At 67.1% G+C, this 23,719-nt stretch carries 20 protein-coding genes and 1 riboswitch; of the genes, 12 read left to right on the top strand and 8 right to left on the bottom strand.

Going from position 1 to position 23,719, the window contains the following annotated elements:
- Position 1 precedes the first annotated feature (1 nt).
- Genes kdpB through N2L00_RS07780 form a run of 4 tightly spaced genes read left to right on the top strand, consistent with a single transcriptional unit; the run spans position 2 to position 6,024 of the window.
- Positions 2 to 2,152 (top strand): potassium-transporting ATPase subunit KdpB, encoded by a 2,151-nt coding sequence (gene kdpB, locus N2L00_RS07765; protein WP_255863059.1) that lies wholly within the window; start codon positions 2 to 4, stop codon positions 2,150 to 2,152.
- Between the two features lie 54 nt (positions 2,153 to 2,206).
- A complete protein-coding gene (kdpC, locus tag N2L00_RS07770; protein WP_255766101.1) occupies positions 2,207 to 2,815 on the top strand; it encodes a potassium-transporting ATPase subunit KdpC in 609 nt (202 codons plus the stop codon).
- Positions 2,816 to 2,818: 3 nt separating this feature from the next.
- On the top strand, positions 2,819 to 5,353 hold the full coding sequence (locus N2L00_RS07775; RefSeq protein ID WP_255766102.1) for an ATP-binding protein: 2,535 nt from the start codon (positions 2,819 to 2,821) through the stop codon (positions 5,351 to 5,353).
- Positions 5,350 to 6,024, top strand: coding sequence for a response regulator (locus tag N2L00_RS07780; RefSeq protein WP_255766103.1), 675 nt, complete (start codon positions 5,350 to 5,352; stop codon positions 6,022 to 6,024). The genes N2L00_RS07775 and N2L00_RS07780 overlap by 4 nt, the downstream gene beginning before the upstream one ends.
- 89 nt (positions 6,025 to 6,113) lie before the next feature.
- Here N2L00_RS07780 and N2L00_RS07785 read toward each other — a convergent pair whose 3' ends face one another.
- Complete coding sequence (locus N2L00_RS07785; protein ID WP_255863058.1) at positions 6,114 to 6,992, bottom strand: LysM peptidoglycan-binding domain-containing protein; 879 nt, start codon at positions 6,990 to 6,992, stop codon at positions 6,114 to 6,116.
- A gap of 3 nt (positions 6,993 to 6,995) precedes the next feature.
- Positions 6,996 to 7,149: riboswitch (cyclic di-AMP (ydaO/yuaA leader) on the bottom strand.
- Between the two features lie 540 nt (positions 7,150 to 7,689).
- On the opposite strand from N2L00_RS07785, the gene N2L00_RS07790 reads away from it, so the two are divergent.
- Together N2L00_RS07790 and ligD are read left to right on the top strand one after the other, a co-directional pair.
- Positions 7,690 to 8,910, top strand: a complete 1,221-nt coding sequence (locus N2L00_RS07790) for an MFS transporter (RefSeq protein ID WP_255863057.1) — start codon at positions 7,690 to 7,692, stop codon at positions 8,908 to 8,910.
- 46 nt (positions 8,911 to 8,956) lie between these two features.
- Positions 8,957 to 9,979, top strand: coding sequence for a non-homologous end-joining DNA ligase (gene ligD / locus N2L00_RS07795; RefSeq protein ID WP_255863056.1), 1,023 nt, complete (start codon positions 8,957 to 8,959; stop codon positions 9,977 to 9,979).
- Here the strand turns inward: ligD and N2L00_RS07800 are convergent.
- Positions 9,976 to 10,713: an ABC transporter ATP-binding protein gene (locus tag N2L00_RS07800; RefSeq protein WP_255863055.1), complete on the bottom strand. Its 738-nt coding sequence runs from the start codon at positions 10,711 to 10,713 to the stop codon at positions 9,976 to 9,978. The two genes, ligD and N2L00_RS07800, sit on opposite strands and share 4 nt — an antisense overlap.
- Positions 10,714 to 10,753: 40 nt before the next feature.
- Entirely contained in the window at positions 10,754 to 11,836 is a 1,083-nt protein-coding gene (locus tag N2L00_RS07805; protein WP_152272206.1) for an ABC transporter permease, read from the bottom strand.
- Between the two features lie 177 nt (positions 11,837 to 12,013).
- Here N2L00_RS07805 and N2L00_RS07810 point away from each other — a divergent pair, with 177 nt between their 5' ends.
- Positions 12,014 to 13,351, top strand: a complete 1,338-nt coding sequence (locus N2L00_RS07810) for a sensor histidine kinase (protein WP_255863054.1) — start codon at positions 12,014 to 12,016, stop codon at positions 13,349 to 13,351.
- Positions 13,348 to 13,989, top strand: coding sequence for a response regulator transcription factor (locus N2L00_RS07815; RefSeq protein WP_152272204.1), 642 nt, complete (start codon positions 13,348 to 13,350; stop codon positions 13,987 to 13,989). Before N2L00_RS07810 ends, N2L00_RS07815 begins: the two co-directional genes overlap by 4 nt.
- Positions 13,990 to 14,040: 51 nt before the next feature.
- On the opposite strand, the gene N2L00_RS07820 is transcribed toward N2L00_RS07815, so the two are convergent.
- Both N2L00_RS07820 and N2L00_RS07825 read right to left on the bottom strand, forming a co-directional pair.
- Entirely contained in the window at positions 14,041 to 14,268 is a 228-nt protein-coding gene (locus tag N2L00_RS07820; RefSeq protein ID WP_229952011.1) for a sulfurtransferase TusA family protein, read from the bottom strand.
- A gap of 35 nt (positions 14,269 to 14,303) precedes the next feature.
- Positions 14,304 to 15,356 carry a YeeE/YedE family protein gene (locus N2L00_RS07825; RefSeq protein ID WP_255863053.1) on the bottom strand — a complete coding sequence of 351 codons (1,053 nt, stop codon included), beginning with the start codon at positions 15,354 to 15,356 and terminating at the stop codon, positions 14,304 to 14,306.
- Positions 15,357 to 15,619: 263 nt separating this feature from the next.
- Between N2L00_RS07825 and N2L00_RS07830 the strand changes: the two genes are divergently transcribed.
- Complete coding sequence (locus tag N2L00_RS07830; RefSeq protein ID WP_255867575.1) at positions 15,620 to 16,381, top strand: glycosyltransferase family A protein; 762 nt, start codon at positions 15,620 to 15,622, stop codon at positions 16,379 to 16,381.
- On the opposite strand, the gene N2L00_RS07835 is transcribed toward N2L00_RS07830, so the two are convergent.
- Complete coding sequence (locus N2L00_RS07835; protein WP_255863052.1) at positions 16,341 to 17,285, bottom strand: alpha/beta fold hydrolase; 945 nt, start codon at positions 17,283 to 17,285, stop codon at positions 16,341 to 16,343. The two genes, N2L00_RS07830 and N2L00_RS07835, sit on opposite strands and share 41 nt — an antisense overlap.
- 166 nt (positions 17,286 to 17,451) lie before the next feature.
- Here N2L00_RS07835 and N2L00_RS07840 point away from each other — a divergent pair, with 166 nt between their 5' ends.
- On the top strand, positions 17,452 to 18,264 hold the full coding sequence (locus N2L00_RS07840; protein WP_255766116.1) for a 1-acyl-sn-glycerol-3-phosphate acyltransferase: 813 nt from the start codon (positions 17,452 to 17,454) through the stop codon (positions 18,262 to 18,264).
- A gap of 59 nt (positions 18,265 to 18,323) precedes the next feature.
- On the opposite strand, the gene N2L00_RS07845 is transcribed toward N2L00_RS07840, so the two are convergent.
- Positions 18,324 to 18,977 carry an SDR family oxidoreductase gene (locus N2L00_RS07845; RefSeq protein WP_255766117.1) on the bottom strand — a complete coding sequence of 218 codons (654 nt, stop codon included), beginning with the start codon at positions 18,975 to 18,977 and terminating at the stop codon, positions 18,324 to 18,326.
- A gap of 186 nt (positions 18,978 to 19,163) precedes the next feature.
- Here N2L00_RS07845 and N2L00_RS07850 point away from each other — a divergent pair, with 186 nt between their 5' ends.
- Positions 19,164 to 20,681, top strand: coding sequence for a carboxylesterase/lipase family protein (locus N2L00_RS07850; RefSeq protein ID WP_255863051.1), 1,518 nt, complete (start codon positions 19,164 to 19,166; stop codon positions 20,679 to 20,681).
- A 1-nt stretch (position 20,682) separates the two neighbouring features.
- On the opposite strand, the gene N2L00_RS07855 is transcribed toward N2L00_RS07850, so the two are convergent.
- Positions 20,683 to 21,576 carry an arginase family protein gene (locus N2L00_RS07855; RefSeq protein WP_255863050.1) on the bottom strand — a complete coding sequence of 298 codons (894 nt, stop codon included), beginning with the start codon at positions 21,574 to 21,576 and terminating at the stop codon, positions 20,683 to 20,685.
- Positions 21,577 to 21,662: 86 nt separating this feature from the next.
- Between N2L00_RS07855 and abc-f the strand changes: the two genes are divergently transcribed.
- Positions 21,663 to 23,300, top strand: a complete 1,638-nt coding sequence (gene abc-f, locus N2L00_RS07860; RefSeq protein WP_255863049.1) for a ribosomal protection-like ABC-F family protein — start codon at positions 21,663 to 21,665, stop codon at positions 23,298 to 23,300.
- Positions 23,301 to 23,719: the final 419 nt, after the last annotated feature.

Raw genomic sequence — 23,719 nt, forward strand, 5'->3', positions numbered from 1 at the left:
CATGTCCACACTTACCAAACCCCTGGAATCCGTTGCGGACTCCGAACCGGCTCCTGCCGGCCGTGGCATAACCGCAGGCTCGCTGGCCGCCGCCCTGCCCGGAGCCTTCCGGAAACTGGACCCGCGGCTGATGGTCCGCACCCCGGTGATGTTTATCGTCGAAGTGGGTGCCGTACTGATCACCGCGATCGCCGTTGCCGAGCCCTTCCTCGGCGGCCCGCAGGACTCCGGCGGCACACCCGTCCCCGGCGTTTTCTCCTGGCTGATTGCCGGCTGGCTCTGGGCCACCGTCATCTTTGCCAACCTCGCTGAAGCCGTGGCCGAGGGCCGCGGGAAGGCGCAGGCAGCCAGCCTGCGCAACAGCCGGGCCACCACCACCGCCTACCGGCTGGAGGGTTACGACTCCGGCCGCGATCCCGCCGGCCTCGGGGCAACCATCTCGGAGGTTCCCTCGGCCGATCTTGGGCTGGACGACGTGGTGGTGGTCGAGGCCGGGCAGATCATCCCCGGCGACGGCGACATCATCGACGGCATCGCGTCCGTCGACGAGTCGGCAATCACCGGCGAATCCGCCCCGGTCGTCCGCGAATCCGGCGGCGACCGCTCGGCGGTTACCGGTGGTACCCGGGTCCTGTCCGACCGGATTATCGTCCGGATCACCAGCAAACCCGGGGAAACCTTCGTGGACCGGATGATCCGGCTCGTCGAAGGCGCCGCGCGGCAGAAGACGCCCAACGAGATTGCCCTGAACATCCTCCTGGCCACGCTGTCGCTCATCTTCATCGTGGTGGTGCTGACGCTTAACCCGCTGGCAAGCTATTCATCCGCCACGGTCAGCATCCCCGTCCTGGTGGCCCTGCTGGTCTGCCTGATCCCCACCACTATCGGCGCGCTGCTATCGGCCATCGGCATTGCCGGCATGGACCGCCTGGTCCAGCGCAATGTCCTGGCCATGTCCGGCCGTGCGGTGGAGGCCGCCGGCGACGTCACCACGCTGCTGCTCGATAAGACGGGCACCATCACGTACGGCAACCGCCAGGCCGCCGGGTTCACCCCGATCAACGGCACCGACAGCACCGACCTGATCGACGCCGCCGTGTTGTCCTCCTTTGGGGATCCCACCCCGGAGGGCAAGTCCGTTGTGGACCTGGCCGCCGCGAAGGGCTGCCGCCCGGAACCGCCGGCCGGCTCCACCAGTGTTCCCTTCACCGCCCAGACGCGGATGAGCGGCATGGACTTCCCCGACGGGGCGAAGATCCGCAAGGGCGCCTCCTCCGCCATCCTGGACTGGACGGCGGAGTCCGGCGGCATCGACGTCGACGTCCTCATCGCGGTCGAGGACCAGGTCAAGAAGATCTCGACCGGCGGCGGCACTCCGCTGCTGGTGGCGGTTCGGGACGCCGACGGCGGCACCCGGGTGCTCGGTGTGATCCACCTGAAGGACGTGGTCAAGGACGGCCTGAAGGAACGCTTCACGCAGCTGCGGGCCATGGGCATCCGGACCGTGATGATCACCGGCGACAACCCGTACACCGCGAAGGCCATTGCCGCCGAGGCAGGCGTGGACGACTTCCTGGCCGAAGCCACCCCCGAGGACAAGATGGCCCTGATCCGCCGCGAACAGGCGGGCGGGCATCTGGTGGCCATGACGGGCGACGGCACCAACGACGCCCCGGCACTGGCCCAGGCCGACGTCGGCGTGGCCATGAACACGGGCACGTCCGCGGCCAAGGAAGCCGGCAACATGGTGGACCTGGACTCGGACCCCACCAAACTGATTGACATCGTCGGGATCGGCAAGCAGCTGCTGATTACCCGCGGCGCCCTGACCACCTTCTCGATCGCCAACGACATTGCCAAGTACTTCGCCATCATCCCGGCGATGTTCGTGGGGATTTTCCCCGGCCTTGCCGCGCTGAACCTGATGCAGCTCCACTCTCCGGCCTCGGCCATCCTCTCCGCGGTGATCTTCAACGCGGTGATCATCGTGGCACTGATTCCGCTGGCGCTGCGCGGCGTGAAGTACCGGGCTGCCGGATCCTCCTCGATCCTCAGCCGCAACCTGCTGATCTACGGAGTGGGCGGCGTGATTGCGCCGTTCATCGGCATCAAGCTCATTGACCTGCTGATCAGCCTCATCCCGGGGTTCTGACATGGCAACCATCATCCGCACCATCCGCAGCATCCCCCTTACTAGGAGCAGGAAATGAATCCCGTCCGCAGCAGCATGCGCCAGCTTGGCGTCTCCCTCCGCGCCCTGGCGGTGCTCACGCTCCTGCTCGGCGTCGTGTATCCGCTGGCAGTGGCCGGGATCGGCCAGGCCGCACTGCACGGCCGGGCCAATGGCTCGATGGTCAGCAGCGGCGGCAACGAGGTGGGCTCCGAATTGATCGGCCAGCCGTTCACGGACGCCGACGGCGCGGCCCTGCCCGAATGGTTCCAGTCCCGGCCCTCCGCAGCGGGGGACGGGTATGACGGCGGTGCCTCCAGCGGTTCCAACCTCGGCCCGCTGAGCGAGGACCTGGCGGCTGCCGTGGCCGAGCGGCGGGCCGCCGTGGCCGAGCTGGAAGGGGTGGATCCGGAAGACGTCCCCGCCGATGCCGTCACCACATCGGGGTCCGGGCTGGATCCGCACATCAGCCCCGAGTACGCCCGGATGCAGGTGGACCGGGTGGCCGCCGAACGCGGCCTGGACCCGGAGCAGGTCTCCGCCCTGGTGGACGACGCCACGCAGGCCCCGTTCGCCGGAGTCCTGGGCAGCAGTACCGTCAACGTGTTGCTTTTGAACATTTCGCTGGCGGAGCTGGACACTTAGTCCATGACGCGAGGACAACTGAGGGTATTCCTGGGGGCGGCGCCCGGCGTGGGCAAGACCTACGCCATGCTTGAAGAGGGGCGCCGCCTCCGGGATGAGGGATCCGACGTCGTCGTCGCGCTGGTGGAAACCCATGGCCGCGCCGCGACAGCTGCCCTGGCCGAGGGGCTGGAGACGGTCCCGCGCGCCGCCCTCAGCCACCGCGGGCTGGAACTCACGGAGCTGGACCTGGACGCCGTCCTGGCGCGGGCGCCGGAATACGCGCTGGTGGATGAACTGGCCCATACCAACGTGCCCGGACTGAAGAACGAAAAGCGGTGGCAGGACGTGCAGGCCCTGCTCGACGCCGGGATCAACGTCCTGTCCACCGTGAACATCCAGCACATCGACTCCCTCAACGATGTGATCGAGCAGATCACCGGGACCCTGCAGGCCGAAACCGTACCGGACGCCGTCCTGCGCGGAGCCGAACAGGTGGAGCTGGTGGACCTCACTCCCCAGTCGCTGCGCGGCCGCCTGGCCGACGGCGTCATCTACCCGGAAGAACGGGTGGACGCAGCCCTGTCCAACTATTTCCGCCTCGGAAACCTGACGGCCCTGCGCGAACTGGCCCTGCTGTGGCTGGCGGACGAGGTGGACTCGGCTCTGAACCGCTACCGTGAAGAGCACGGCATTAGCCGCAAATGGGAGGCCCGGGAGCGGGTGGTGGTGGCGCTCACCGGCGGCGCCGAAGGGCGCACCCTGCTGCGCCGCGGGGCACGGATTGCTGCCCGGTCCGCCGGGGGAAAGCTGCTGGCCGTCCACGTCTCCGGGGCCGACGGACTGCGCGGGCCGGAACCGGCAGAACTGGCCGCGCAGCGGCTCCTGGTGGAGAAGCTCGGCGGCACGTTCCACCAGGTGGTGGGCAACGATGTTCCGCGGGCATTGGTTGACTTTGCCCGGGGCGTCAACGCCACGCAGCTGGTGGTGGGGGTCAGCCGCCGTCCCCGGATCGCAGCACTGCTGTCCGGACCGGGCATCGGCGCCACGGTCATCCGGGAATCCGGGGACATCGACGTGCATATGGTCTCCCACTCGGCGGCTGCCCGGACCCTGGTGCTGCCGCACTTCGGCGGTGCCCTCTCGATGCGCCGGCGGCTGCTGGGCTTCGCCTTCGCCCTTGTGGGCGGTCCGCTGCTGACGGCAGGCCTGGTTTCGCTCCGGAGCGCCGAAACCATCACCGGCGACGTGCTGAGCTACCAGCTGCTGGTCATCCTCGTGGCCCTGATCGGCGGCATCTGGCCGGCCCTGTTCGCGGCGCTGCTCTCGGGCCTGACCCTGGACTTCTTCTTCATCCAACCGCTGTACACCGTTACCGTGGCCACGCCGTCGCACATGCTGGCACTGGGGCTCTACGTCGTGAACGCACTGCTCGTCAGCTACGTGGTGGATGCCGCCGCGCGGAGGGCGCGCACCGCCCGGCGCTCGGCGTCGGAATCCGAGCTGCTCGCATCGGTGGCCGGCAGCGTGCTGCGCGGTGAAGATGCACTGGCCGCCCTGGTCAGCCGCACCCGTGAAGCCTTCAACGTGAGCGCCGCACGGATGCGGTCCGAGGGCGAAGACCTGTACTCCGAAGGCGAGTGGCCGGCCTCCGCCTCACCCGACGATCCGGCGTTCACCCGCCTGCCGGTGGGGGAGCGGTGCTCCCTTGATCTGTGGGGGCGCGAACTGGCTGCGTCCGACCGGCGGCTGCTGGCGGTCATCACCGCCCAATTGGAGGCGGCGCTGGAACACCGTGAACTGACCGAAACCGCCAGGGGGCTCGGCTCACTGGCCGAGGCGGACAAGGTCCGCACCGCGCTGCTGGCCGCCGTCGGGCATGACCTGCGCCGGCCCCTGACCGCAGCGACCGCCGCCGTTACCGGGCTGCGGGCAACGGACGTCACCTGGTCCGAGCAGGACCGCAGCGAACTTCTCGCCACCGCCGAGGAATCACTGGCCTCACTTTCCGGACTCGTCACCAGCCTGCTGGACGTGAGCAGGCTGCAGGCCGGCGTCGTCGGCGTGAGCCTGGAGCCGCTGAATGTAGCGGATGCGGTGCTGCCGGCGCTCGAGGAACTCGAACTGGGACCGGCGGACGTGGAACTGGAAATCCCCGCCGCCCCGCGCGTGGTGGTGGCCGATCCGGTGCTCCTGCAGCGGGTTCTGGTCAACCTGCTGGCCAACGCGGTGCGCTTCAGCCCGGAGGGAACGAAATCTGTCCTGTCCGTCAGCGAGTTTGCCGGCCGGGTGGAAATCCGCGTCATAGACTCGGGACCCGGTGTCCCGGAGCAGCGGCGGGGAGAAATCTTTGTCCCCTTCCAGCGGCTGGGGGACACGGATAACTCAACCGGGCTGGGCCTGGGCCTGGCATTGGCCAAGGGATTCACCGAAGGAATGGGCGGAACGCTGGAAACCGAAGACACACCCGGCGGCGGACTGACCATGGTCCTCTCGCTGCCTGCCGCTGAACGCGGTATCCATGCGGCAGGGATCTCCACGCCGGCGGTGGCCGGATGAAGATCCTGGTCGCCGACGACGACGTGCAGATCCTCCGCGCGCTGCGCATCACGCTGAGCGCGTACGGATATGAGGTAGTGACAGCGGAAAGCGGCAGTGCCGCCATCCGGAAGGCAGTGGACACCCATCCGGACCTGCTGGTGCTGGACCTGGGCATGCCGGGGCTGAGCGGCATGGACGTCATTGAAGCGGTCCGAGGCTGGAGTGCCGTGCCCATCCTGGTGGTCTCGGGCCGGATCGACCCGGCGGACAAGGTGCGGGCGCTGGACCTGGGGGCGGATGACTACGTCACTAAACCCTTTTCCACCGAGGAGCTGCTGGCCCGGATCCGGGCACTGTCCCGCCGGTCGCCCGCCGCGGCCGGCCCCAGCGAGATCACGTTCGGGGCCGTACGGGTGGACCTGGCCGCGCGGCGCATCGCGCGGGTCGACGACGGCTCGGACATCCGCCTGACGCCGACCGAGTGGCGGTTCCTGTCCGAACTGCTCGCCCATCCAGGCATGCTGGTCACCCAGCAGGCCCTGCTCACGAACGTCTGGGGCCCCGGCACCACGGACTCGGGCTATCTGCGGCTGTACATCGGACAGCTGAGGCGGAAACTGGAGCGTGACCCGGCTGCTCCGGAACACCTGCTCACTGAACACGGCATGGGCTACCGGTTTGTGCCCTGATGCGTCCGGCCGGTCCTCACCGCTTAACGCAACAAGCGTCCGTCCCTTGCGGGACGGACGCTTATTTTGGCGCGGTGTGGCTGGAAGCCTTATGCGCGGTAGAACACGGGGCCGGAGCCGACGTTGACGGACTGGACTACGGTCTGGTTGCCGTTCCAGCCGCTGTGGATGGCTTCGCCGTTGCCGATGTAGATGGCAATGTGGGCCAGGCCCATGCCGCCGTCGGCGTAGTAGACCATGTCACCGGGCTCCGGGGTGGAGACCTGGGTGCCGTAGGCGGCCAGCTGTGCGGGAGCAAGGTCCCCCACGCTGTGGCCTGCGGCGCGCAGGGCAACCTCAACCAGCACGGTGCAGTCCTGGGCTGCGCCCAGCTGCGACTGTGCCGAAGCCAGCATGATGGCGTTGGTGCCGCTGGCTGCGGGGGTTGCTGCAGCCGGCGTGATGTTGGTGGACTGGGTGGTGACCACGCCGGTATTGGCGGGCTCAACCGGTGCTGCAACCGGTGCTGCGACCGGTGCTGCAGCCGGAGCGGCGTAGGACGCAACGGGCTCGGCAGCAATGGCCGGAGCGGCTTCGCCGGCAACGGTGATGACATCGCCGGGGTAGATGATCGAAGCCAGGGACAGGCCGTTCAGCGCCAGGACGGAGTCCAGGCCAACGCCGTAAGCGGCGGAGATCTGGCCCAGGGTGTCACCGGAAACAACGGTGTGGGTGGTGGCAGCAGCTGCGGGGGCAGCTACCGGTGCGGCTGCAACGGGTGCGGCTGCTACCGGAGCGGCCGGTGCAACGGCCTGCGACGGGGTGTAGTTGTCATTGGCGACAACTCCGGCGGAGGCCGGTGCGGCCATGCTGAGCATCAGGCCGGAACCTGCGACGACTACTGCAGCGGCGCTGCCGATGGTCCGTCCGCGGCCAGCAACGACGATGTTCTCGGCGCGGTGGCGTCCACGAGTCTTGTTGAAAGTCATGTAATAACCTCTCCCGATACCTGCGAGGTGAGCTGTCGGATTCGGATGGGAGACACCCGGCCGCCGGTGAAACCGGAGACTTAACCCCAAGGATTCAAGGAACCCATAATTGGTTCCCCCGCCTCTGCCGTGGTTGTGCGTTCTGTGGACCCCGGGACTAGCGGCAGAGCTAGGTAACAAGCCCGGGGGAGCCGCATCAGAAAGCGGCATGGGAATAACCGTACAAGATAGTTACGGTTGGATAACCATTGTGTGATCTGCTTCTCTCAGGCGTGTGATCGAGGGCGCGATATGCTAACCGAAATCTGCCTCTTCGGCCACATCGGCCGGCTTCAGTCTCAATATTAACAGGGCTTTTCCTCCTGCCCCGAGTCGCTGGTCATCCAGGCCTCGAGACAGGTGTTACGCGTGTGACCCCTTCAGTAACAGGCGTACCACCGCCTCGGAATCGCTGTCCCTGCGCCCTGATCTGCGCTCGAAGAATTCCACCCTCCGGTACAGGAGTGACTGAAGTTTTCGCATCCGTCACGACTGCATCACCACGCAGCTAAAAGTGGTCGGGATCACTGTAATTTCGTCCAATCCAGCCCGTGGACGGCGGCGGCAGGCCGATTTCCCGACCGGTGACGACGGCGCGTAAGATTGTTAGGCGGCCTTCCAATATCGGTCGCTTGTTCCGAGGAAACAGGAGAATGCAGTGGCTGGCAGCGGTCAGAAATTATGGACCAGGGGATTTGTGCTGGCGATCATCACGAACCTCTTTATCTCACTGGTGTTTTATCTGTTGATGACCACCATGGCGCTCTATACGGTGCAGGAGTTCTCCGCATCCGACAGCGCTGCCGGATTTGCTTCCGGATCCTTCGTCCTCGGCGCGTTGGCGGCACGGGTGTTCGCCGGGAAGTTCCTGGACTTCGTGGGGCGGCGCCGGCTGCTGGTGACCAGCCTTGCGGTGTTCGTGGTGGCCTCGCTGCTGTATATCCCGGCGTCCAACCTGGCGCTGCTCCTGATTGTCCGGATCCTGCACGGCATGGCCTTCGGAGCGGCCAGCACGAGTATTTCCGCCTCGGTCATGGGGCTCATTCCGGTCCACCGGCGGGGCGAGGGTACCGGCTACTTCGGTATCTCCACCACGATGGCTACCGCGGTAGGCCCGTTCCTGGCCGTGTTCCTGGCGGAGTCCGTCAGTTACCGCGCCCTGTTCCTGTTTGCTGCCGGCTGCGCCGCCGTCGCCCTCGCCTTGTCCCTGGTGTTGTCCCTGCCGGAACGCACACCGACCGCCGAGGAACAAGAGAACAAATGGCGGATGCACCTCACGGACATCATCGATCCGTCGGCACTGGCCATCGCATCGGTGATGTTCATTGCCGGCGCGGCTTACGCCGGCATCCTCTCCTTCCTTAACTCCTATGCCCAGACGGAAGGCCTGGTGCTCGGCGCCAGCCTCTTCTTTGTGGTCTATGCGTGCGTGGTGCTGGTTTCGCGGTTGTTTGTGGGCCGCATCCAGGACCGGCACGGTGACAACGCCGTGGTGTACCCGACCCTGGTGTCCTTCGCCGTCGGCCTGGCGCTGCTGGCCTACGCCCCCAATGACACCGTGATGGCCCTGGCCGGCGTGTTTGTGGGGTTCGGCTTCGGTGCACTGATGCCGTGCGCCCAGGCGATTGCCGTGACAACGGCGCCGGCGGCCCGGATCGGCCTGGCGACGTCCACGTTCTTCATCCTGATGGACGCCGGTGTGGGCCTTGGTCCGCTGCTTCTGGGCATGCTCCTGCCGCTGATGGGATTCCACGGCATGTACTGGGTGCTGGCCGCCGTGCTGCTGGCCTCCACGGTGCTGTACCACTTTGTCCACGGGCGGAAGAACTACCGGCCCGGCGCACCGGTGGAACCGGTGCGGGGGAAGCCTGCGGCCTGACACGGTAGCCTCTTTCCCACACTGTCCGATGAGGGAAAGCAGAACGATGGCACGCGAGGAAACCACCTTGGCCGTTCCCGGCCCGGAGGGGGAGCGGCAGGTCCGCATCTCCAGTCCCGGACGGGTCATCTGGCCTGATCCCGGAATCACGAAACTGGATCTGGCCCGTTATCTCGCGGAGGTGGGTGAGGCGTTCATCCGGGCCAACGGCGGCCGGCCCGTCTCACTGGAGCGCTTCCCGGAGGGCATCGGCGGAGAGGTGTTCTTCTCCAAGAATCCGCCGCGCGGCATGCCGGACTGGATGCGCGCCGTCACCGTGGAATACCCGAGCGCGCGTTCACACCCGCAGGTGGTCCTGGATGAGCCTGCCGCCGCGGTGTGGGCGGCGCAGATGAACACGGTGGTGTTCCATCCCTGGCCGTCACGGGCGGACAACACGGACAACCCGGACCAGCTGCGTATTGACCTGGATCCGCAGCCGGGCACGGATTTCGACGACGCCGTGCGTCCGGCCCAGGAGCTGCGGTCCATCCTCGCCGAGGCCGGGTTGGACGCCTACATCAAGACTTCGGGCAACCGGGGCATCCACCTCTTCGCGCCCATCCGCCCGGAGCGTGAATTCCTGGACGTCCGGCATGCCGTGATTGCCGCGGCCCGGGAGGTGGAGCGCCGGATGCCGGACAAGGTGACCACGGCCTGGTGGAAGGAAGAGCGCGGCACGCGGGTGTTCGTGGACTTCAACCAGGCCAACCGCGACCGGACCATGGCCGGCGCATACAGCCCCCGGGCGCTTCCGAACGCACCCGTCTCCTGCCCGATCACCTGGGACGAGCTGGAACGGGTGCATCCTGCGGACTTCACTATGCAGACAGTTCCGGAGCGGCTGCGCACCGTCGGGGATCCCTGGGCGGAGATGTCCGCCCGGCCGGGGTCCATCGACGTCCTGCTGGGCTGGTGGGAACGGGACCTGGCCAACGGCCTGGGCGAACTGCCTTTCCCGCCGGACTATCCGAAGATGCCGGGGGAGCCGCCCCGGGTCCAGCCCAGCCGCGCCCGTCGGAAGGACTAGGCTGCGGGGCCGTGTTCAATAAGCCTGCCGTCCCGCATGGCCGCCACCTCATCGGTCAGGGGCACGAACTCGGTATCGTGGGTCACCATCACCGTACCCAGGTCGAATTCGCGTGTCACGGCAACCAATAGGCGGACAATCGCCTCGGACCGGTCGTGGTCCAGCGCGGCGGTGGGTTCATCCACCAGCAGCAGGGACGGACTGCCCATCAGGGCACGGGCAATGTTGACCCGCTGACGCTGTCCGCCGGAGAGCTGGTGGGGATGGCGCGCCGCGGTGGATTGGGACAGCCCCACGAGTTCCAGGAGCTCCCGCGCCCGGGACTCGGATTCCTTCCCGGCCCTGCCGCGCAGCCGGTCAGTGATGACGAGCTGCTCCACGGCCGTGAGGGACGGAATCAGGTTCGCCTGCTGGAAGACAATGCCAAGTGCGGTACGCCGCAGTGCAGTCCGGCCGGCGTCGTCCAGTTCGCCGGCATCCCGGCCGCTCACCGTCACGGTGCCCGACGCCGGGCGTATCAGAGTGGCGGCAACGGCGAGGAGGGAGGACTTGCCGGACCCGGACGGACCCACCAGCGAGAGGATTTTTCCCCGGGGAACAGCCAGGCTGACCCGGTCCAGTGCCTTCAGCGTGCTGACGCCGTCGGGGTATTCGAGGGTTACGTCCTGCAGGTGCAGTGCGGCAGTGGCTGCGCGGGTGGGTGGAACAAATGCCGAAGCTGAGGTTTCTGCCATGTTGTGCTGGTCCTTTCTTGGGAATACAGACTGGAGGTCCCTAGTTGCCGCCGAGAGCAGTCAGCGGATCTACCTTGGCAACCCGGCGTACGGCGCCGGCCGCCCCGGCAAGCCCGAGCACCACGATGCCGAGGATCGGCAGCAGTGCGGTGGAAACCGACAGGATGAACGGAGCAACCGCAGCGGCGGCCAGGCCGATCAGTACGGCGAGCACCCCGCCGGTGACGGCACCTGCGGCAACGATGGTCCCCGCCTGGGCCAGTGCGTCACGCATCAGGTAAGCGGAGCTCCCGCCCAAGGCCTTCAGCACGGCGATGTCGCGGGTGCGCTGGATGGTCCAGACCGCCAGGAAGGCCACAATGACCAGTGCGGAGATGCCGTACAGGAACGCCTGCATCATCAGCAGCGAACCGTTTTCCGAGGTGTAGGCGCCCAGTCCGTTGAAAGAGCCGCGGATACCCGTGGAGACAGTGCCTGCGGCGTCGTCTGCCTGCTCGGCGGCGGAGCCCGAGGCGGCGATCACGGTGGCCACCGGCGCCGCGTCGGAGCCCTCATCGTTGGTATGGGCCGCAGCCTGCCACGTAGCCAGGGACGTCCAGACGAGCGGCGTATGGCTGTAGTAGGACTGGTCGACAATGTCTTCAACAGTCAGGACCCGGCCGCCCAGGCGCACTTCGTCCCCCGGATCCAGGGACAGGGAATCCGCTGTTTCCGATCCAATGAGGATCTGTCCGTCGCCGACCTGGCGGGGCGCGAGAGTGCTGCCCGGTTCGACGCCGAAGACAGCCACGTTTGCGCTGGCCCCGCCGGTAATGCGCGTTTGGGTGATGCCTACGGGTTCAGCGGTCTCGATGCCGGGCGTCTTCCGCCACTCAGCCAACTGCTCAGCTGTGACGGTTGATTCCGTATAGGAGACCTTGGCTTCACCGCCGTCGGGTGCACCGAAGGCAACGATGTTCACCCCGGCGGAGCCAAGGTCCTTGATCGCCGCAGTGTTTTGGTTGCCCAGGCCCGCGGTAAGCCCGGAGAGCAGCACCAGAAGGAGGGTAATCAGGGCGACGACGCTGCCCATCAGGGCAAACCGCCCCTTGGCGAAGCGAATGTCGCGGAGTGCCAGATACACGTTTTGCTTCCTTTCGGATCGGCCGCCGCAGCGGCAGTGGAGGGTACCTTTCAACCCTCCGCCGGTTCCGGGGCGAACCCATCGCATGGACGGATGATCCGGGCGGAGAAACCGGTTGGTCCTGCGCTCAACCGTTTGGTTGATGCCGACGCCGACGGCCGGACCTAGGCTGGAATCATGAGCGCGCCGAATCAAAGCAGTGGGGGCCCCGACGGCGGCGCCGGCACCGTGTCTGCCGCTGCAGCGACCGTCGCAGGGGACGCCGTGCTCCGCCTGCTGCGGGTAGCCCTGCACGTTGCCTTCGCCGGGCTGCTTGTTCTGGCTTTGGTCCAGCTGACCCTGGACGGGCCCGGAACACCCCGCCTCGTGGCTGCCTATGCCTGCGCCTGTGTGCTCGCCGTCGTCTATCTCGCCGGAACCGTGGCAGAGAAACGCTACGCAGTAACGGGGACCGGGCCGGACCCCGGCCGTGCCGGGCCCTATTGGCTGGCGGCCGTAACGTTCCTATGGCTTCTTCTGCTGCTGATAAGCGCCGATTTTTCCTGGCTGGCCTTCCCCCTGTTCTTCCTGGACCTGCATCTGCTGCGGACCGTGCCCGCGTTGGCGGCAGTAATCGCGATGACGGCTGCGGTGGTCGCCGCCCAAGGCGTGCACTCCGGAGGGTTTACTCTCGCAGTTCTGTTGGGCCCGGTGGTGGGGGCCCTTTTTGCGGTGGTGATGGGCTTCGCCTACGCGGCGCTGCACGGAGAAAGCGTGAACCAGCGGCGTGCGCTGGCCGAGCTTCGGCGCACCCGCGGGCAGCTGGCAGCGTCCCAGCATCGTGCGGGCGTCCTGGCGGAACGGGAACGCCTGGCCCGCGAGATCCATGACACCTTGGCCCAGGGGTTTTCCAGCATTGTCCTGATGTCGCGGGCGGCCGGCGCGGCACTGGAAAGCGGACAGGCGGATCTGGCCCGGGAACGCATTGCCACCGTCCAGGCCACTGCGTCGGAAAACCTGGCCGAGGCCAGGAAGTTTGTGCGCGGCCTGACCGAACCGGCAACGGGGAGCGGGACCCTCATCGCGGGGCTGGAGCGCCTTTGCGCCGATAACTCCCGGCAGGCCGCTTCCGGCGGTCAGCCGCTGGAGTGCACCCTCCGGGTGGACGGAGAGCCAGTGGATCTCGATGCCCGGTATGAAACCACGCTGCTGAGGGCGGCGCAGGCTTCCCTCGCCAACGTGCGGGCGCATTCCGGCGCACATACCGCGGTACTGACCCTCAGCTATGCCCCCGACGCAGTGACGCTGGATGTCTTCGATGACGGTGCGGGCTTCAGCACCGCAACGCTCCCGGACGTCCCCCGCCGGGACGGCAGCGGATTCGGGCTGCTCTCCCTGCGCGAGCGGGCAGGGGATCTGGGCGGGGTGCTGAGCATCGAATCCGCGCCCGGCGAAGGCGCGGTGGTGGCGGTACGGCTTCCGCTGCCGGCTGCCGAGCAACCGGCGCAACCGGCTCCGGCGAAGACACGGACATGAGAGTGATGCGGATCCTGCTGGTTGACGATCACCCGGTGGTTCGGGCCGGTCTGCGCGCCATGCTGGAGGACTTTGAAGGCATTCGGGTTGCCGCCGAATCCGCGGACGGGGAATCAGCCGTGGCAGAAGTCCGTAAACAGGAGGTGCTGGGCACCCCAGTCGATCTTGTACTGATGGATCTGCAGATGGGCGCCGGCATGGACGGAGTGGAGGCCACGCGGAGAATCCGGGCGGCCGACGGCCCGCCGGTGTTGATTCTGACCACCTATGACACTGACGCCGATATCCTGGCGGCCATCGAAGCCGGGGCGGCCGGTTACATGCTCAAGGATGCGGATCCCGGGGAGATCCGTACCGCGGTCACTGCTGCTGCGGACGGGCGGACGGCATTGTCGCCGCTGGTTGCAGCCCGGCTGATGGGCCATCTGCGGAGTCCGGCTCCGGCCCTCAGCAGCCGTGAACTCGAACTGCTTGAGCTGCTGGCAACGGGCCTCGGGAACCGGGCCATCGCCCGGAAGCTGTTTATCTCTGAAGCGACCGTGAAAACGCACTTGGTGCACATCTACGAAAAGCTCGGTGTGGACAACCGGACCGCCGCCATCGCCGAAGCCCGGCGCCAGCGGATCCTGCGCTCTTGACTGGCGCGGAACGGAGGAGCCGGGCTTCAGCGGTGCGGCGGTCAAGCGGTGCTAGGCCTTCTGCACCGTGATGGACCACTCCGCGGGGCCGCGCTTGGAGAAATCCGTGACCGGGTAGCCGCTTTCGGCAGCCCAGCGCGGAATTGCGTCCGTGGCCTGGGTGCAGTCGAAGTGGATGACGAGTTCATCGCCGCTGGTCAGTGTTGTCATAGCCTGCTTGGCCTCCACGAGGGGGAAGGGGCAGACGGATCCGTTGGTTTCCAGGGTGACCTGTGCCATGGTGTATTTCCTTTTCGAGCTTTTGGGTGGGGGAATCAGACGCCGACGGGGACGCGTGCGGAGGCAGGCGCCGGTCGGTGGTTCATGATGGTGAGTTTCGCAGCGACGCCCGTGCCGAGGATCATGAAGATCAGCGCGGTCCAGCCTTGGAAGGTGAACTGGGCCGTCTGCACCATGGCGTTGCCGATGGTGCAGCCGCCGGCCAGGGCGGCGCCGATGCCCATCAGGGCACCGCCGCCGAGGCTCTTCACGGCGGTTGCGGCGTCGGGGACCCGGACCCGGAATTCACCGCTGCCCTTGGCTGCGATGAAGGAGCCGAGCAGGATGCCGATGACCAGGTACACACCCCAGTCCACGAGCTCGGCATCGCCGGTGACAAGGTAGGTGACCAGCTTGGAGGAGGGGGTGGTGATGCCCAGGCCGTCTTCCCGGCCGGTGGCCCAGCTCAGCGGCCAGGCTGCCGTGGCTATGAGCCCGATGACGACGGCGGTGGCGAAGGCATTCCACGGCTTTTCGAACAGGAGATGCGCCAGTCCGGTCTTCGACGCCGGCAGGGCGGCCATGGTGAACTTGGGCTTGGCCAGGTGGTGCCGGACCGCCAGTGCCACGGCGGTGACGAGCACCGCCACGAACAGCCACGGGGAGATGCCCAGGACGGAGTAGAAATTGCTCTGCTCCACGGTCACGGAACGCATCGCGGTGTTGAAACCGGCCAGGGGTCCCGTCTTCATGATCGCGGCAAACAGTGCGTAGGAGATCAGCGCCAGCCAGCTGCCGACCAGGCCCTCGCCGGCGCGGTAGTAGGTTCCGGTGGCGCAGCCGCCGGCCAGCACAATGGCAAAGCCGAAGATGAAGCCGCCCACGATAGTTGCCAGCCAGGGGAACGCCTCGGCCTGCAGGGTGATGACGCCCGCGGCGTCCAAGGCGAAGACGCCGACGCTTTGCACGGCCACAACCACCAGGAACGCGGTGAGCCAGCGGGTATTGCGTGTAACCCAGACATCGCGGAAGGCTCCGGTGACGCAGAAGCGGCCCCGCTGCATAACGAATCCGAGTGCCAACCCGACCAGCAGGCCTGAAATAAGCATTGAACTGCTCCTAGGAAAAAGGGGATTGCGCAGCCGACTGCCGCAGCCCTGCCACGCTAATTGCGCAGCTTTCGCCCCGCCAAGGATTGTGGCCCCGTATGTCCGCGGGTTAAGCCGCGTGACGGGCGGTTGGACGAAGGCCGGTCCAGGAAGGGCGGTTCCCGTTTTGGTGCCCGGCGCCGCCCCCGCTGCCCGCGGCATGGCCGCGGCAGGGGTGCGGTGGCAGAATCGGAGGGCAACGGACAACCGGCAGCCAGGACGCGATGTCAACTATCACAGTGGTAATCCCTTCCCATAACGACGCCGTCATGCTGGCCGCCTGCCTGGACGCGGTGTCACGGCAGACCCGGCCGCCGGACGAGGTGCTGGTCGTGGACAACGCCAGCACCGATGCAACGGCGGACGTCTGCCGGGCAGCGGGAGTGCGCCGGATCTACGAACCCCGCGTGGGGGTCACCTCCGCGACGTTCCGCGGCTTTGACGAGGCGCGGGGCGAATGGCTGGCCCGGCTGGATGCGGACTCGGTACCGCCGCCGCAATGGCTGGAACGGCTGGAAGCAGACCTGCTTGAAGCGGGGGAAGACACTGCGGTGACCGGACCGGGTCAGTTCTACGGTGCTAACCGGCTGATCCGGTGGATCGCGGAACACCTTTACATCGGCGGGTACCGCTGGTCCATGACACTGTTGATGGGCCACCCGCCGATCTTCGGCTCCAACTTCGGCCTCCACTGCAGCATGTGGAACCGGCTAAGGACCCGGGTGCACCGGGACAATCCTCGGGTGCATGATGACCTTGACCTTTGCTATCAGTTGCGTCCCGGGATGCAGGTCCGGTGGGATCCGGACCTGCGCGTGGCCGTCTCCGCACGGCCCTTCAACACGTGGCGCGGCCTCGGCCGGCGGGTGGCCATGGCCTATGACACCTTCAAAGTGGAGTTCCGCGAGGAGCCGCCGCTGCGGCGCCGCAGGGAGCGGGCCGCTCTCAGGACGCGGAACCGAACAGACGCAGCAGGTCGCGGGTGAACTCGTACGGCGATTGCTCGCTGGGACTGTGTCCGCTGCTGTAGGACGCAAAGGACGCCCCGATGCTGTCGGCAAAACTGCGGTGCAGCTGCAGCGGCCACACATCATGCTCGCCCACGGCTACTAATTTGGGAACCGGGGTGGCGCGCAGGGCCGGCCTCAGGTCCGGGGCGTGGCGCATCAGTCCCACCATGTCCCGGATCGAGTCCTTCCGGGTGAGCGTGAACCGGTGCATGACAAGCGCCATCCGGCCCGGGGAAGCGCGGATGAAATTGCGCTTCACACCCCAGACGATCAGGTCCGCGCTGATCCTGTCCCCGACCAGGGGGGCCGCCCAGCCGATCCAGCTCACGCCGCGGAAACTCTGCCCGCCCTGGGGCGGGCAGCCGAGCAGGGTAATACTGCGGAACAGGTCCGGCCGTTTCAGCAGGGTCAGCTGGGCAACAATGCCGGCAAATGAATAGCCCACCACATGGGCCGGGCCGCACGCTGTCAGCACTGCCGTGAGGTCGTCCGTAAACAGATCGAAGTCGAACCGCTGGCGCGGCGGGCGGAGATGCTCAGGGCCCGCGCCCGTCGATTCGTACTGCCCGGCAAGATCGAAGGAGAAGGCGAAATACCCTGCAGCCGCAAGCTCCGGCAGAACCAGGGAGAAGTCCTCCTTCGACCCCATGGCACCGGGCACGAGGACCACCGGCGGGTTGCCCGGCTCTCCCATGCTTACAGCAGCCAGGGACCCGCTGGGCGCCGCGAACCGTGAACGGACCGCTCCCTCCGGAAGAGCGAACCAGTCAACGTCGCCGAGTTGTGCGTCGCGTGCGGCAGCAGGATCGGCCGGGGCGGCCGGTTCGGTGCGCGGCCTTCCGCCCGGCCCCCGGCCGGCGAACCTTCCGCGTATCACCATGGCTAAAAGATAGCCGCCAAACGGGCCCCCGTCTGCTGGTCGAGGACCTGGGAAGCACGGAGCCGGACATTTCCCCGCCGCGCGGACAAACAGGCCGGCGTCCATCGGGCACCGCGGTAGAATTTCGTTGCCTGCCCCGAAATTCCCCCCGACTCAGGAGCCGACGTTGCCCGCAAAGCGTAACCCCAACAAGTTCGTCTATCGAGGCATCGTATTTACGGGCCTCACTGCCCGCAGCCTCTTCAGGGTCCCCGTGATCCCCTCCGGCCTGGAGAACCTTCCCGCCCACGAAGACATCCACGGCCTGAACCGCACCGTCGTCCCCGGCAAGGGGGCAGTGGTGGCCATTACCCACTTTGGCTACCTGGACTTCGCGTTCGCGGAGCTCCTGATGTGGCGGAAGCTGAAGGTCCACATGCGGTTCCTCGTCACCAAGAAAGCCACGAAAAAGAAGTTCGTCAAGGCTGTCTGCGACTGGTGCGAGCACATTGTGGTGGACCGTGCCGACGGCGCAGCAGCCTACAAGGAGTCCGTAGAAAAGCTGCGCGGCGGTGATTACCTTGCGGTCCTGCCCGAGGCAGGCGTCAGCCGCAGCTTCACCGTGCGGCAGCTGAAGACCGGCGCCGTTCGCATGGCCGCCGAGGCCGGAGTCCCGATCATTCCGGTATCGGTCTGGGGCGGCCACCGCATGCTGACCCGCGGGCACGGCCTAAGCATCAAGGCCGTCTGGAAAACCCCGGTGCGCGTGCACGTGGGCGAAATGATGCGCGTCGAAGCGGATGCCGACGTTGTCGAAGAGACCCGCCGGCTGCAGGAGGAACTGCAGGAGGGAATCGATTACTGCATCGATACCTACCCCGTGACGCCCGAGCCCGGCGCGTGGTGGATGCCGCGGAGCCGCGGCGGCAGCGCCATGGCCGTTGAAGAACAGCAGGTCCTCGACGCCGCGGACCGCGAGAAGTACAAAATCACTGGTTAACACCGGGCAGACAGCAACGGCAGCCGCAGGTGCGGCTGCCGTTGCTGTTGGTGGACCGGCTAGGCGAGGGAATCCAGGGCCTCGGCAATCGGCGTCGGGCCGTTGTTGAACTCGATGGTCTTTCCGGCGGTTTCGGGGCGTTCGAGGACTTCGGCGGCCACGTGGGCAACGTCTTCGCGCGAAACGGACTTGCCCTCGACTCCTGCTCCCGTTTCGATCCGGCCCGTGCCGGGATCCATGGTCAGCGCGCTGGGGCCAAGGATGGTCCAGTTCAGGCCGCTGGCCCGCAGGTGCTCATCCGCGTCCGCCTTGGCCTCGGCGTAGGCAAAGAACCCGTCGTCTTCGGGGACTCCATGGTCCTTGCCGGCACCGAAGTAGGACACCATCACGTAGCGGCCGGCTCCGGCGGCTTCTGCGGCGTCCATGGAGCGGATTGCGGCGTCCCGGTCCACGGCGAAAGTGCGTTCGGGGGTGCCGCCCCCGGCCCCGGCGCTCCAGACGACGGCGTCCTGCCCGCGAAGCAGTTCGGTGATCTGTTCGGTGGAGAGGTTTTCCACGTCGGCGACGACGGCTTCGGCGCCAGTCTGTTCAACATCGGCTGCGTGGTCCGGGTTGCGGAAGAGGGAGGTGACGGTGTGACCCTTGTCGGTCAGCCGGCGGGCCAGGTGCAGGGCGACTTTTCCGTGACCTCCGATAATGGCGATGCGGGACATGCGTTACTCCTTTGGTTGGTGACGGTTCCTCCACCATAAGCATGCTGTTGAACTTGTGCAGGGTTTGCGCCCCTCCCGTCCGCCACGGGCTTAGCAGTTCGTGCGAATAGGTTCGGCGGGGATAGCGGCGGCCTCCGCGGCGTGGATATGATCGCGCTGGGCTCGAAAAACCGCGGAAGGAACGCTGTGGCAACAACTACGGCTCAGCCGGACCTCACTGTTTCGACGTCGGACGGAATGGTGCGGGGAACACTAGTGAACGGCGTGCGGACGTGGCGGGGAATACCGTACGCGGCACCGCCGATCGGCGGGCTGCGGCTGCGCCTGCCGCGACCCGTGGAGCCGTGGGAGGGCGTGCTGGACGCCGGCCGCTACGGTCCCGTAGCGCCGCAGGAACGCGGACTGCCGTCCATGGGCGCCGGCCGGAAGACTCCCATGGACGAAGACTGCCTCACCATCAACGTCACTGCACCGGTGGGCGAGGCACCGCCGCGCCCGGTCCTGGTGTATTTCCACGGCGGCGCGTTCACCATCGGGGCGGCTTCCGCGCCGGACTATGACGGCCGGAACCTCGTGGAACGCGGGGATGTGGTCTACGTCTGCATGAATTATCGGCTGGGAGCACTCGGTTTCATGGATTTCCGCCGGTATTCGACGCCGGAGCGGTCGTTCGACGTAAACGTCGGGCTGGCGGACCAGGTGGCCGCCCTGCGCTGGGTCCAGCGCAACATTGCCGCCTTCGGCGGGGATCCCGGGAACGTGACTGTTTTCGGCGAGTCTGCCGGCGGCATGTCGATTACTGCGCTGATGTGCGTTCCGTCTGCCGAGGGGCTCTTCCACCGGGCCTTCGTGCAGAGTTCGGCCCCCTCTACTGCCTATGGCCCCGGCCTGCCGGAAAAGTGGGCAGCCAGCCTGATCGAGCTGCTGGGGGTCTCCGAAGAGGACGCGCCGAATGCGCTGGCCACGTTGCCTGCCCAGCGCCTGGTGAAGGCAGTCGGCACGCTCACCCGCAAGGTCACGCCGGAGTCCGAGCCCGGTGCCCGGGCCGTAGCACCGGTGGTCGACGGGGAGTTCCTGCCGCTGCATCCCATCGATGCCTTCCGGACGGGCAAGGCGCACCGGATCCCGCTCGTCATCGGCAATATGTTCCGCGAAGGCGCGCTGTTCGACCGGGTGCAGGACATCCTCCCCACCACGGAGGAACGGATCGACACGATGTTTGCCCGCACGGAACCGGAGCTCAAGGAACAGGTCCTCGCCGCCTACCCCGGCTACCCGTCCAAGCGCGCCGCCGTCGACGTAGGCGGGGATGTCGTCTTCTGGCTGCCCAGTATCCAGGTGGCGGAAGGGCACAGCGCGTACGCGCCCACGTGGTCCTACCGGTTTGACTATGCCCCGCGGATGGCGAACCTGCTGGGAATGGGTGCCACCCACGCTATGGACATCCCTGCGGTGTTCGGAAACTACGACGACGGACTGGGCCGGTTCCTGACGCTGCTCGGCGGCAAGCGCACTGCCGTTTCCGTTGGCAACCGGTTCCGCGGCGCGCTGCTGCGCTTTGCCCGCACCGGAGGTCCGGGCCTGTGGCCGGAGTACAGCGTCGAGACGCGCGCCACCAAGGTCTTCGACGGCACCGACAACGTGATCCATGATCCGCACCGGGACCGCCGGGAAGCCTGGAACGGGTACCGCGGCTACCGCTGACCTAGACCGGCAGGTCCCGCAGCAGTCCGCCCAGGCGGAGGAGCTCCAGCGGTGCGTGCTGGGCGAGCGAGAGGCCGACTATCTCCCCGGCATCGCCCAGGGCGTCGATAATCCGAAGCATGTCCGGCACCCGCATGCCCCGGGTGCCGTTGCCCGTTGTTCCGGTGAAATCCCGCCGGTCCAGCACATCCAGGTCCACGTGGATGGCCAGCTTCGTAGCTCCGGTGAGCGCCAGCCAATCCAGAATCCGGCGGGTGTCCTCCGGAGTGTCGGTGATCCCGACGCTGGAGATTCCCAGCCGGCGCTTATTGGCCATGCCGGGATCCTGCCAGTCCTGCAGGCCGACGTGGAGGACGTTTGACGGCGCCACCACTGCCGGCAGCGCGGCCAGGAATTCGGCGTCGCCCTCTCCGGCGAGCGTCGACAGGGACATCGACCGGAACCCGGTATAACTGTCGCCCGGGGTCCCGGTGTCCGGGTGCGCATCCACCCACAGCACCGCCAGGTCCGGCCCGTACCTGGCGGCCAGGTAACTGAACGGAGCGACACTCACCGAACATTCCCCGCCGAAAGTGACCACTGACGCCGGATCGGCTTCCGACACCAGCCGGAGCCCTTCCCGGAGCTGGCGCAGGACCGCTTCGCGGGCATAAATGCCGTCCACCGTCTCCACTGCCTCATCCTTTGTGTCGGTGCTGACCGGCACAAAGGCGGTGGGTCCCTCATGGGCGGGGGAGAGCAACTCGAGCAGGGAAGGTCCGAGATGGTACGAAAGCTGGGTCTGGTGCGGCTGACCCGCAGGCAGCGAACCGACGGCGCCTGCTCCGGCAGCGCCCTGCCACTGCGGAAAGATCAGCCGAAGGGCCCCGGGACCGGATGGATGCATGGAGGTCATGATCGTCCTTAGGTACGGAACAGGTGCCTACCTTACCGCCGCGGACCTGAGCCGAAACAGGTGCGTGCACAAAATAGAATGGAGGCATGACTGCAACCCTCGTCGCCCGGGACCTTTCCGGCGGCCACGCCCACCGCACCCTTTTCGAGCATCTTTCCCTCACCGTCGCGCCGGGGGACGTCGTGGGCGTGGTGGGCGCCAACGGTGCCGGCAAATCGACGCTGCTGCGGTTGCTCGCCGGAGCGGCCGAACCGCAGGCCGGCACGGTCAGCACATCCCCGGCCGATGCCTTTGTCGGCTGGCTGCCGCAGGAACACGAACGGCTCGCCGGTGAAACCGTGGGCGCGTATCTGGCCCGGCGTACCGGGGCGGCGGCTTCCACCGAAGCCATGGAGGCTGCTGCCGAGGCGCTGGGATCCGAACTCCCCGGAGCGGATGACGCCTATGCGGCCGCACTGGACCGGTGGCTGGCGTCCGGCGCAGCCGACCTGGAAGACCGGGCACCCGCCGTACTGGCGGACCTGGGCCTGCAGCTCGGCCTGGACACCGGGATGGCCGGGCTTTCGGGCGGGCAGGCGGCACGCGTGGCGCTGGCCGCCCTGCTGCTGAGCCGCTTCGACATCGTCCTGCTCGACGAACCCACCAATGACCTTGACCTGGACGGCCTGGCACGTCTGGAACAGTTTGTCCGCGGACTCCGCGGCGGCGTCGTGCTGGTGTCACATGACCGTGAATTCCTCGCCCGCTGCGTAACCACCGTGGTGGAGCTGGACCTGGCACAGAACAGCGTGGCGGTCTACGACGGCGGCTACGAGGCGTACCTGGAGGAACGCGCCGTCGCCCGCCGGCATGCCCGCGAGGCGTACGACGAGTTCGCTGACAAGAAGGCGGATCTGGTTTCCCGCGCCCGGACCACCCGGGAATGGAGCTCGCAGGGCGTGCGCAACGCCATGAAGAAGAACCCTGACAATGACAAGATCAGGCGCAAGGCCAGCACCGAGTCATCCGAAAAGCAGGCACGGAAAGTCCGCCAGATGGAGTCACGCATCGCCCGCCTGGACGAGGTGGAGGAACCACGCAAGGAGTGGCAGCTGCAGCTGCGCATCGGGTCTGCGCCCCGCTCCAGCTCGGTGGTGTCCACGTTGAACGACGCCGCACTCACCCGGGGCGGATTCACCCTCGGCCCGGTGTCGGTGCAGGTGAACGCCGGGGAGCGGATCGGTATCACCGGCCCCAACGGTGCCGGCAAGTCCACGCTGCTGCGGCTGCTGCTGGGGCGCGAGGTGCCCGATGCCGGCACGGCCTCTCTGGGCGCCTCGGTCGCGGTGGGGGAAATCGACCAGGGCCGCGGCCAGCTCCCGGGCCACCTGCCGCTGGGGGAAGCCTTTGAAGCTGCCGTTCCGGAACTCTCATCCGCGGAAGCGCGGACCCTGCTGGCCAAATTAGGACTCAAGGCGGATCAGGTGGCGAGCCGCGTCGACGCGTTGTCCCCGGGGGAGCGTACCCGCGCTTCGCTGGCCCTCCTGCAGGCCCGGGGCGTGAACCTGCTGGTCCTGGATGAGCCCACCAACCACTTGGACCTGCCCGCCATCGAACAGCTCGAAGAGGCGCTGGAAAGCTATGAGGGGGCTTTGTTGCTGGTGTCCCACGACAGGCGGCTCTTGGAGAACGTCCGGCTCGACACGCGCTGGGAAGTCGCGGACGGGAAAGTCAGCGCAGCCTAGCCCCGGCTGGCCGCCGGGCACCCGGCGGATCCGGCGCCGGCCTCCGATCCGGCGGCACGGTGCCGGATGTGATACAAAGTATGCTGTGACGCATCCTTGGGAGGTGTGGAACGTAGGTCTCGGGCGATTTCACGGAAGAAGTGTCCTCATGGCTCCAAGGATGGAATACCGCAGTGCTGCCTCAGCGGCCTGCGGGAGCAACGGCATTACGGTTCAGTACAGGTGCGCAGGGATTCCGCGCACTCCATTGGCGCGCCTCGGAAGCGCCCTGTGAAGGCGTTAAGGTCGGCGGAGGTGCCCGTCCTGATCCTTGTCTGGATGTTGTGCGTCGGCACCGATTGGTCAACGGGCACAAAAATCGCCCTCAACGTCGCAGCAGTGGCTGCACTTTGCCTTCGGGAAGCCATTCTGCACCGCCG

Source organism: Arthrobacter sp. zg-Y1171, assembly GCF_025244845.1.
Classification (GTDB): Bacteria; Actinomycetota; Actinomycetes; order Actinomycetales; family Micrococcaceae; genus Arthrobacter_B.

Excerpts from the sequence above, each read along its gene's own strand:
- ligD (WP_255863056.1), top strand. The coding sequence starts at position 8,957 with ATGGCACGCGAGGAAACCACCTTGGCCGTTCCCGGCCCGGAGGGGGAG.
- N2L00_RS07780 (WP_255766103.1), top strand. The coding sequence starts at position 5,350 with ATGAAGATCCTGGTCGCCGACGACGACGTGCAGATCCTCCGCGCGCTG.
- abc-f (WP_255863049.1), top strand. The coding sequence starts at position 21,663 with ATGACTGCAACCCTCGTCGCCCGGGACCTTTCCGGCGGCCACGCCCAC.
- N2L00_RS07835 (WP_255863052.1), bottom strand. The coding sequence starts at position 17,285 with ATGGTGATACGCGGAAGGTTCGCCGGCCGGGGGCCGGGCGGAAGGCCG.
- N2L00_RS07785 (WP_255863058.1), bottom strand. The coding sequence starts at position 6,992 with ATGACTTTCAACAAGACTCGTGGACGCCACCGCGCCGAGAACATCGTC.
- N2L00_RS07775 (WP_255766102.1), top strand. The coding sequence starts at position 2,819 with ATGACGCGAGGACAACTGAGGGTATTCCTGGGGGCGGCGCCCGGCGTG.
- N2L00_RS07855 (WP_255863050.1), bottom strand. The coding sequence starts at position 21,576 with ATGACCTCCATGCATCCATCCGGTCCCGGGGCCCTTCGGCTGATCTTT.
- N2L00_RS07845 (WP_255766117.1), bottom strand. The coding sequence starts at position 18,977 with ATGTCCCGCATCGCCATTATCGGAGGTCACGGAAAAGTCGCCCTGCAC.
- N2L00_RS07830 (WP_255867575.1), top strand. The coding sequence starts at position 15,620 with ATGTCAACTATCACAGTGGTAATCCCTTCCCATAACGACGCCGTCATG.
- N2L00_RS07800 (WP_255863055.1), bottom strand. The coding sequence starts at position 10,713 with ATGGCAGAAACCTCAGCTTCGGCATTTGTTCCACCCACCCGCGCAGCC.
- N2L00_RS07810 (WP_255863054.1), top strand. The coding sequence starts at position 12,014 with ATGAGCGCGCCGAATCAAAGCAGTGGGGGCCCCGACGGCGGCGCCGGC.
- kdpC (WP_255766101.1), top strand. The coding sequence starts at position 2,207 with ATGAATCCCGTCCGCAGCAGCATGCGCCAGCTTGGCGTCTCCCTCCGC.
- N2L00_RS07825 (WP_255863053.1), bottom strand. The coding sequence starts at position 15,356 with ATGCTTATTTCAGGCCTGCTGGTCGGGTTGGCACTCGGATTCGTTATG.
- N2L00_RS07820 (WP_229952011.1), bottom strand. The coding sequence starts at position 14,268 with ATGGCACAGGTCACCCTGGAAACCAACGGATCCGTCTGCCCCTTCCCC.
- kdpB (WP_255863059.1), top strand. The coding sequence starts at position 2 with ATGTCCACACTTACCAAACCCCTGGAATCCGTTGCGGACTCCGAACCG.
- N2L00_RS07815 (WP_152272204.1), top strand. The coding sequence starts at position 13,348 with ATGAGAGTGATGCGGATCCTGCTGGTTGACGATCACCCGGTGGTTCGG.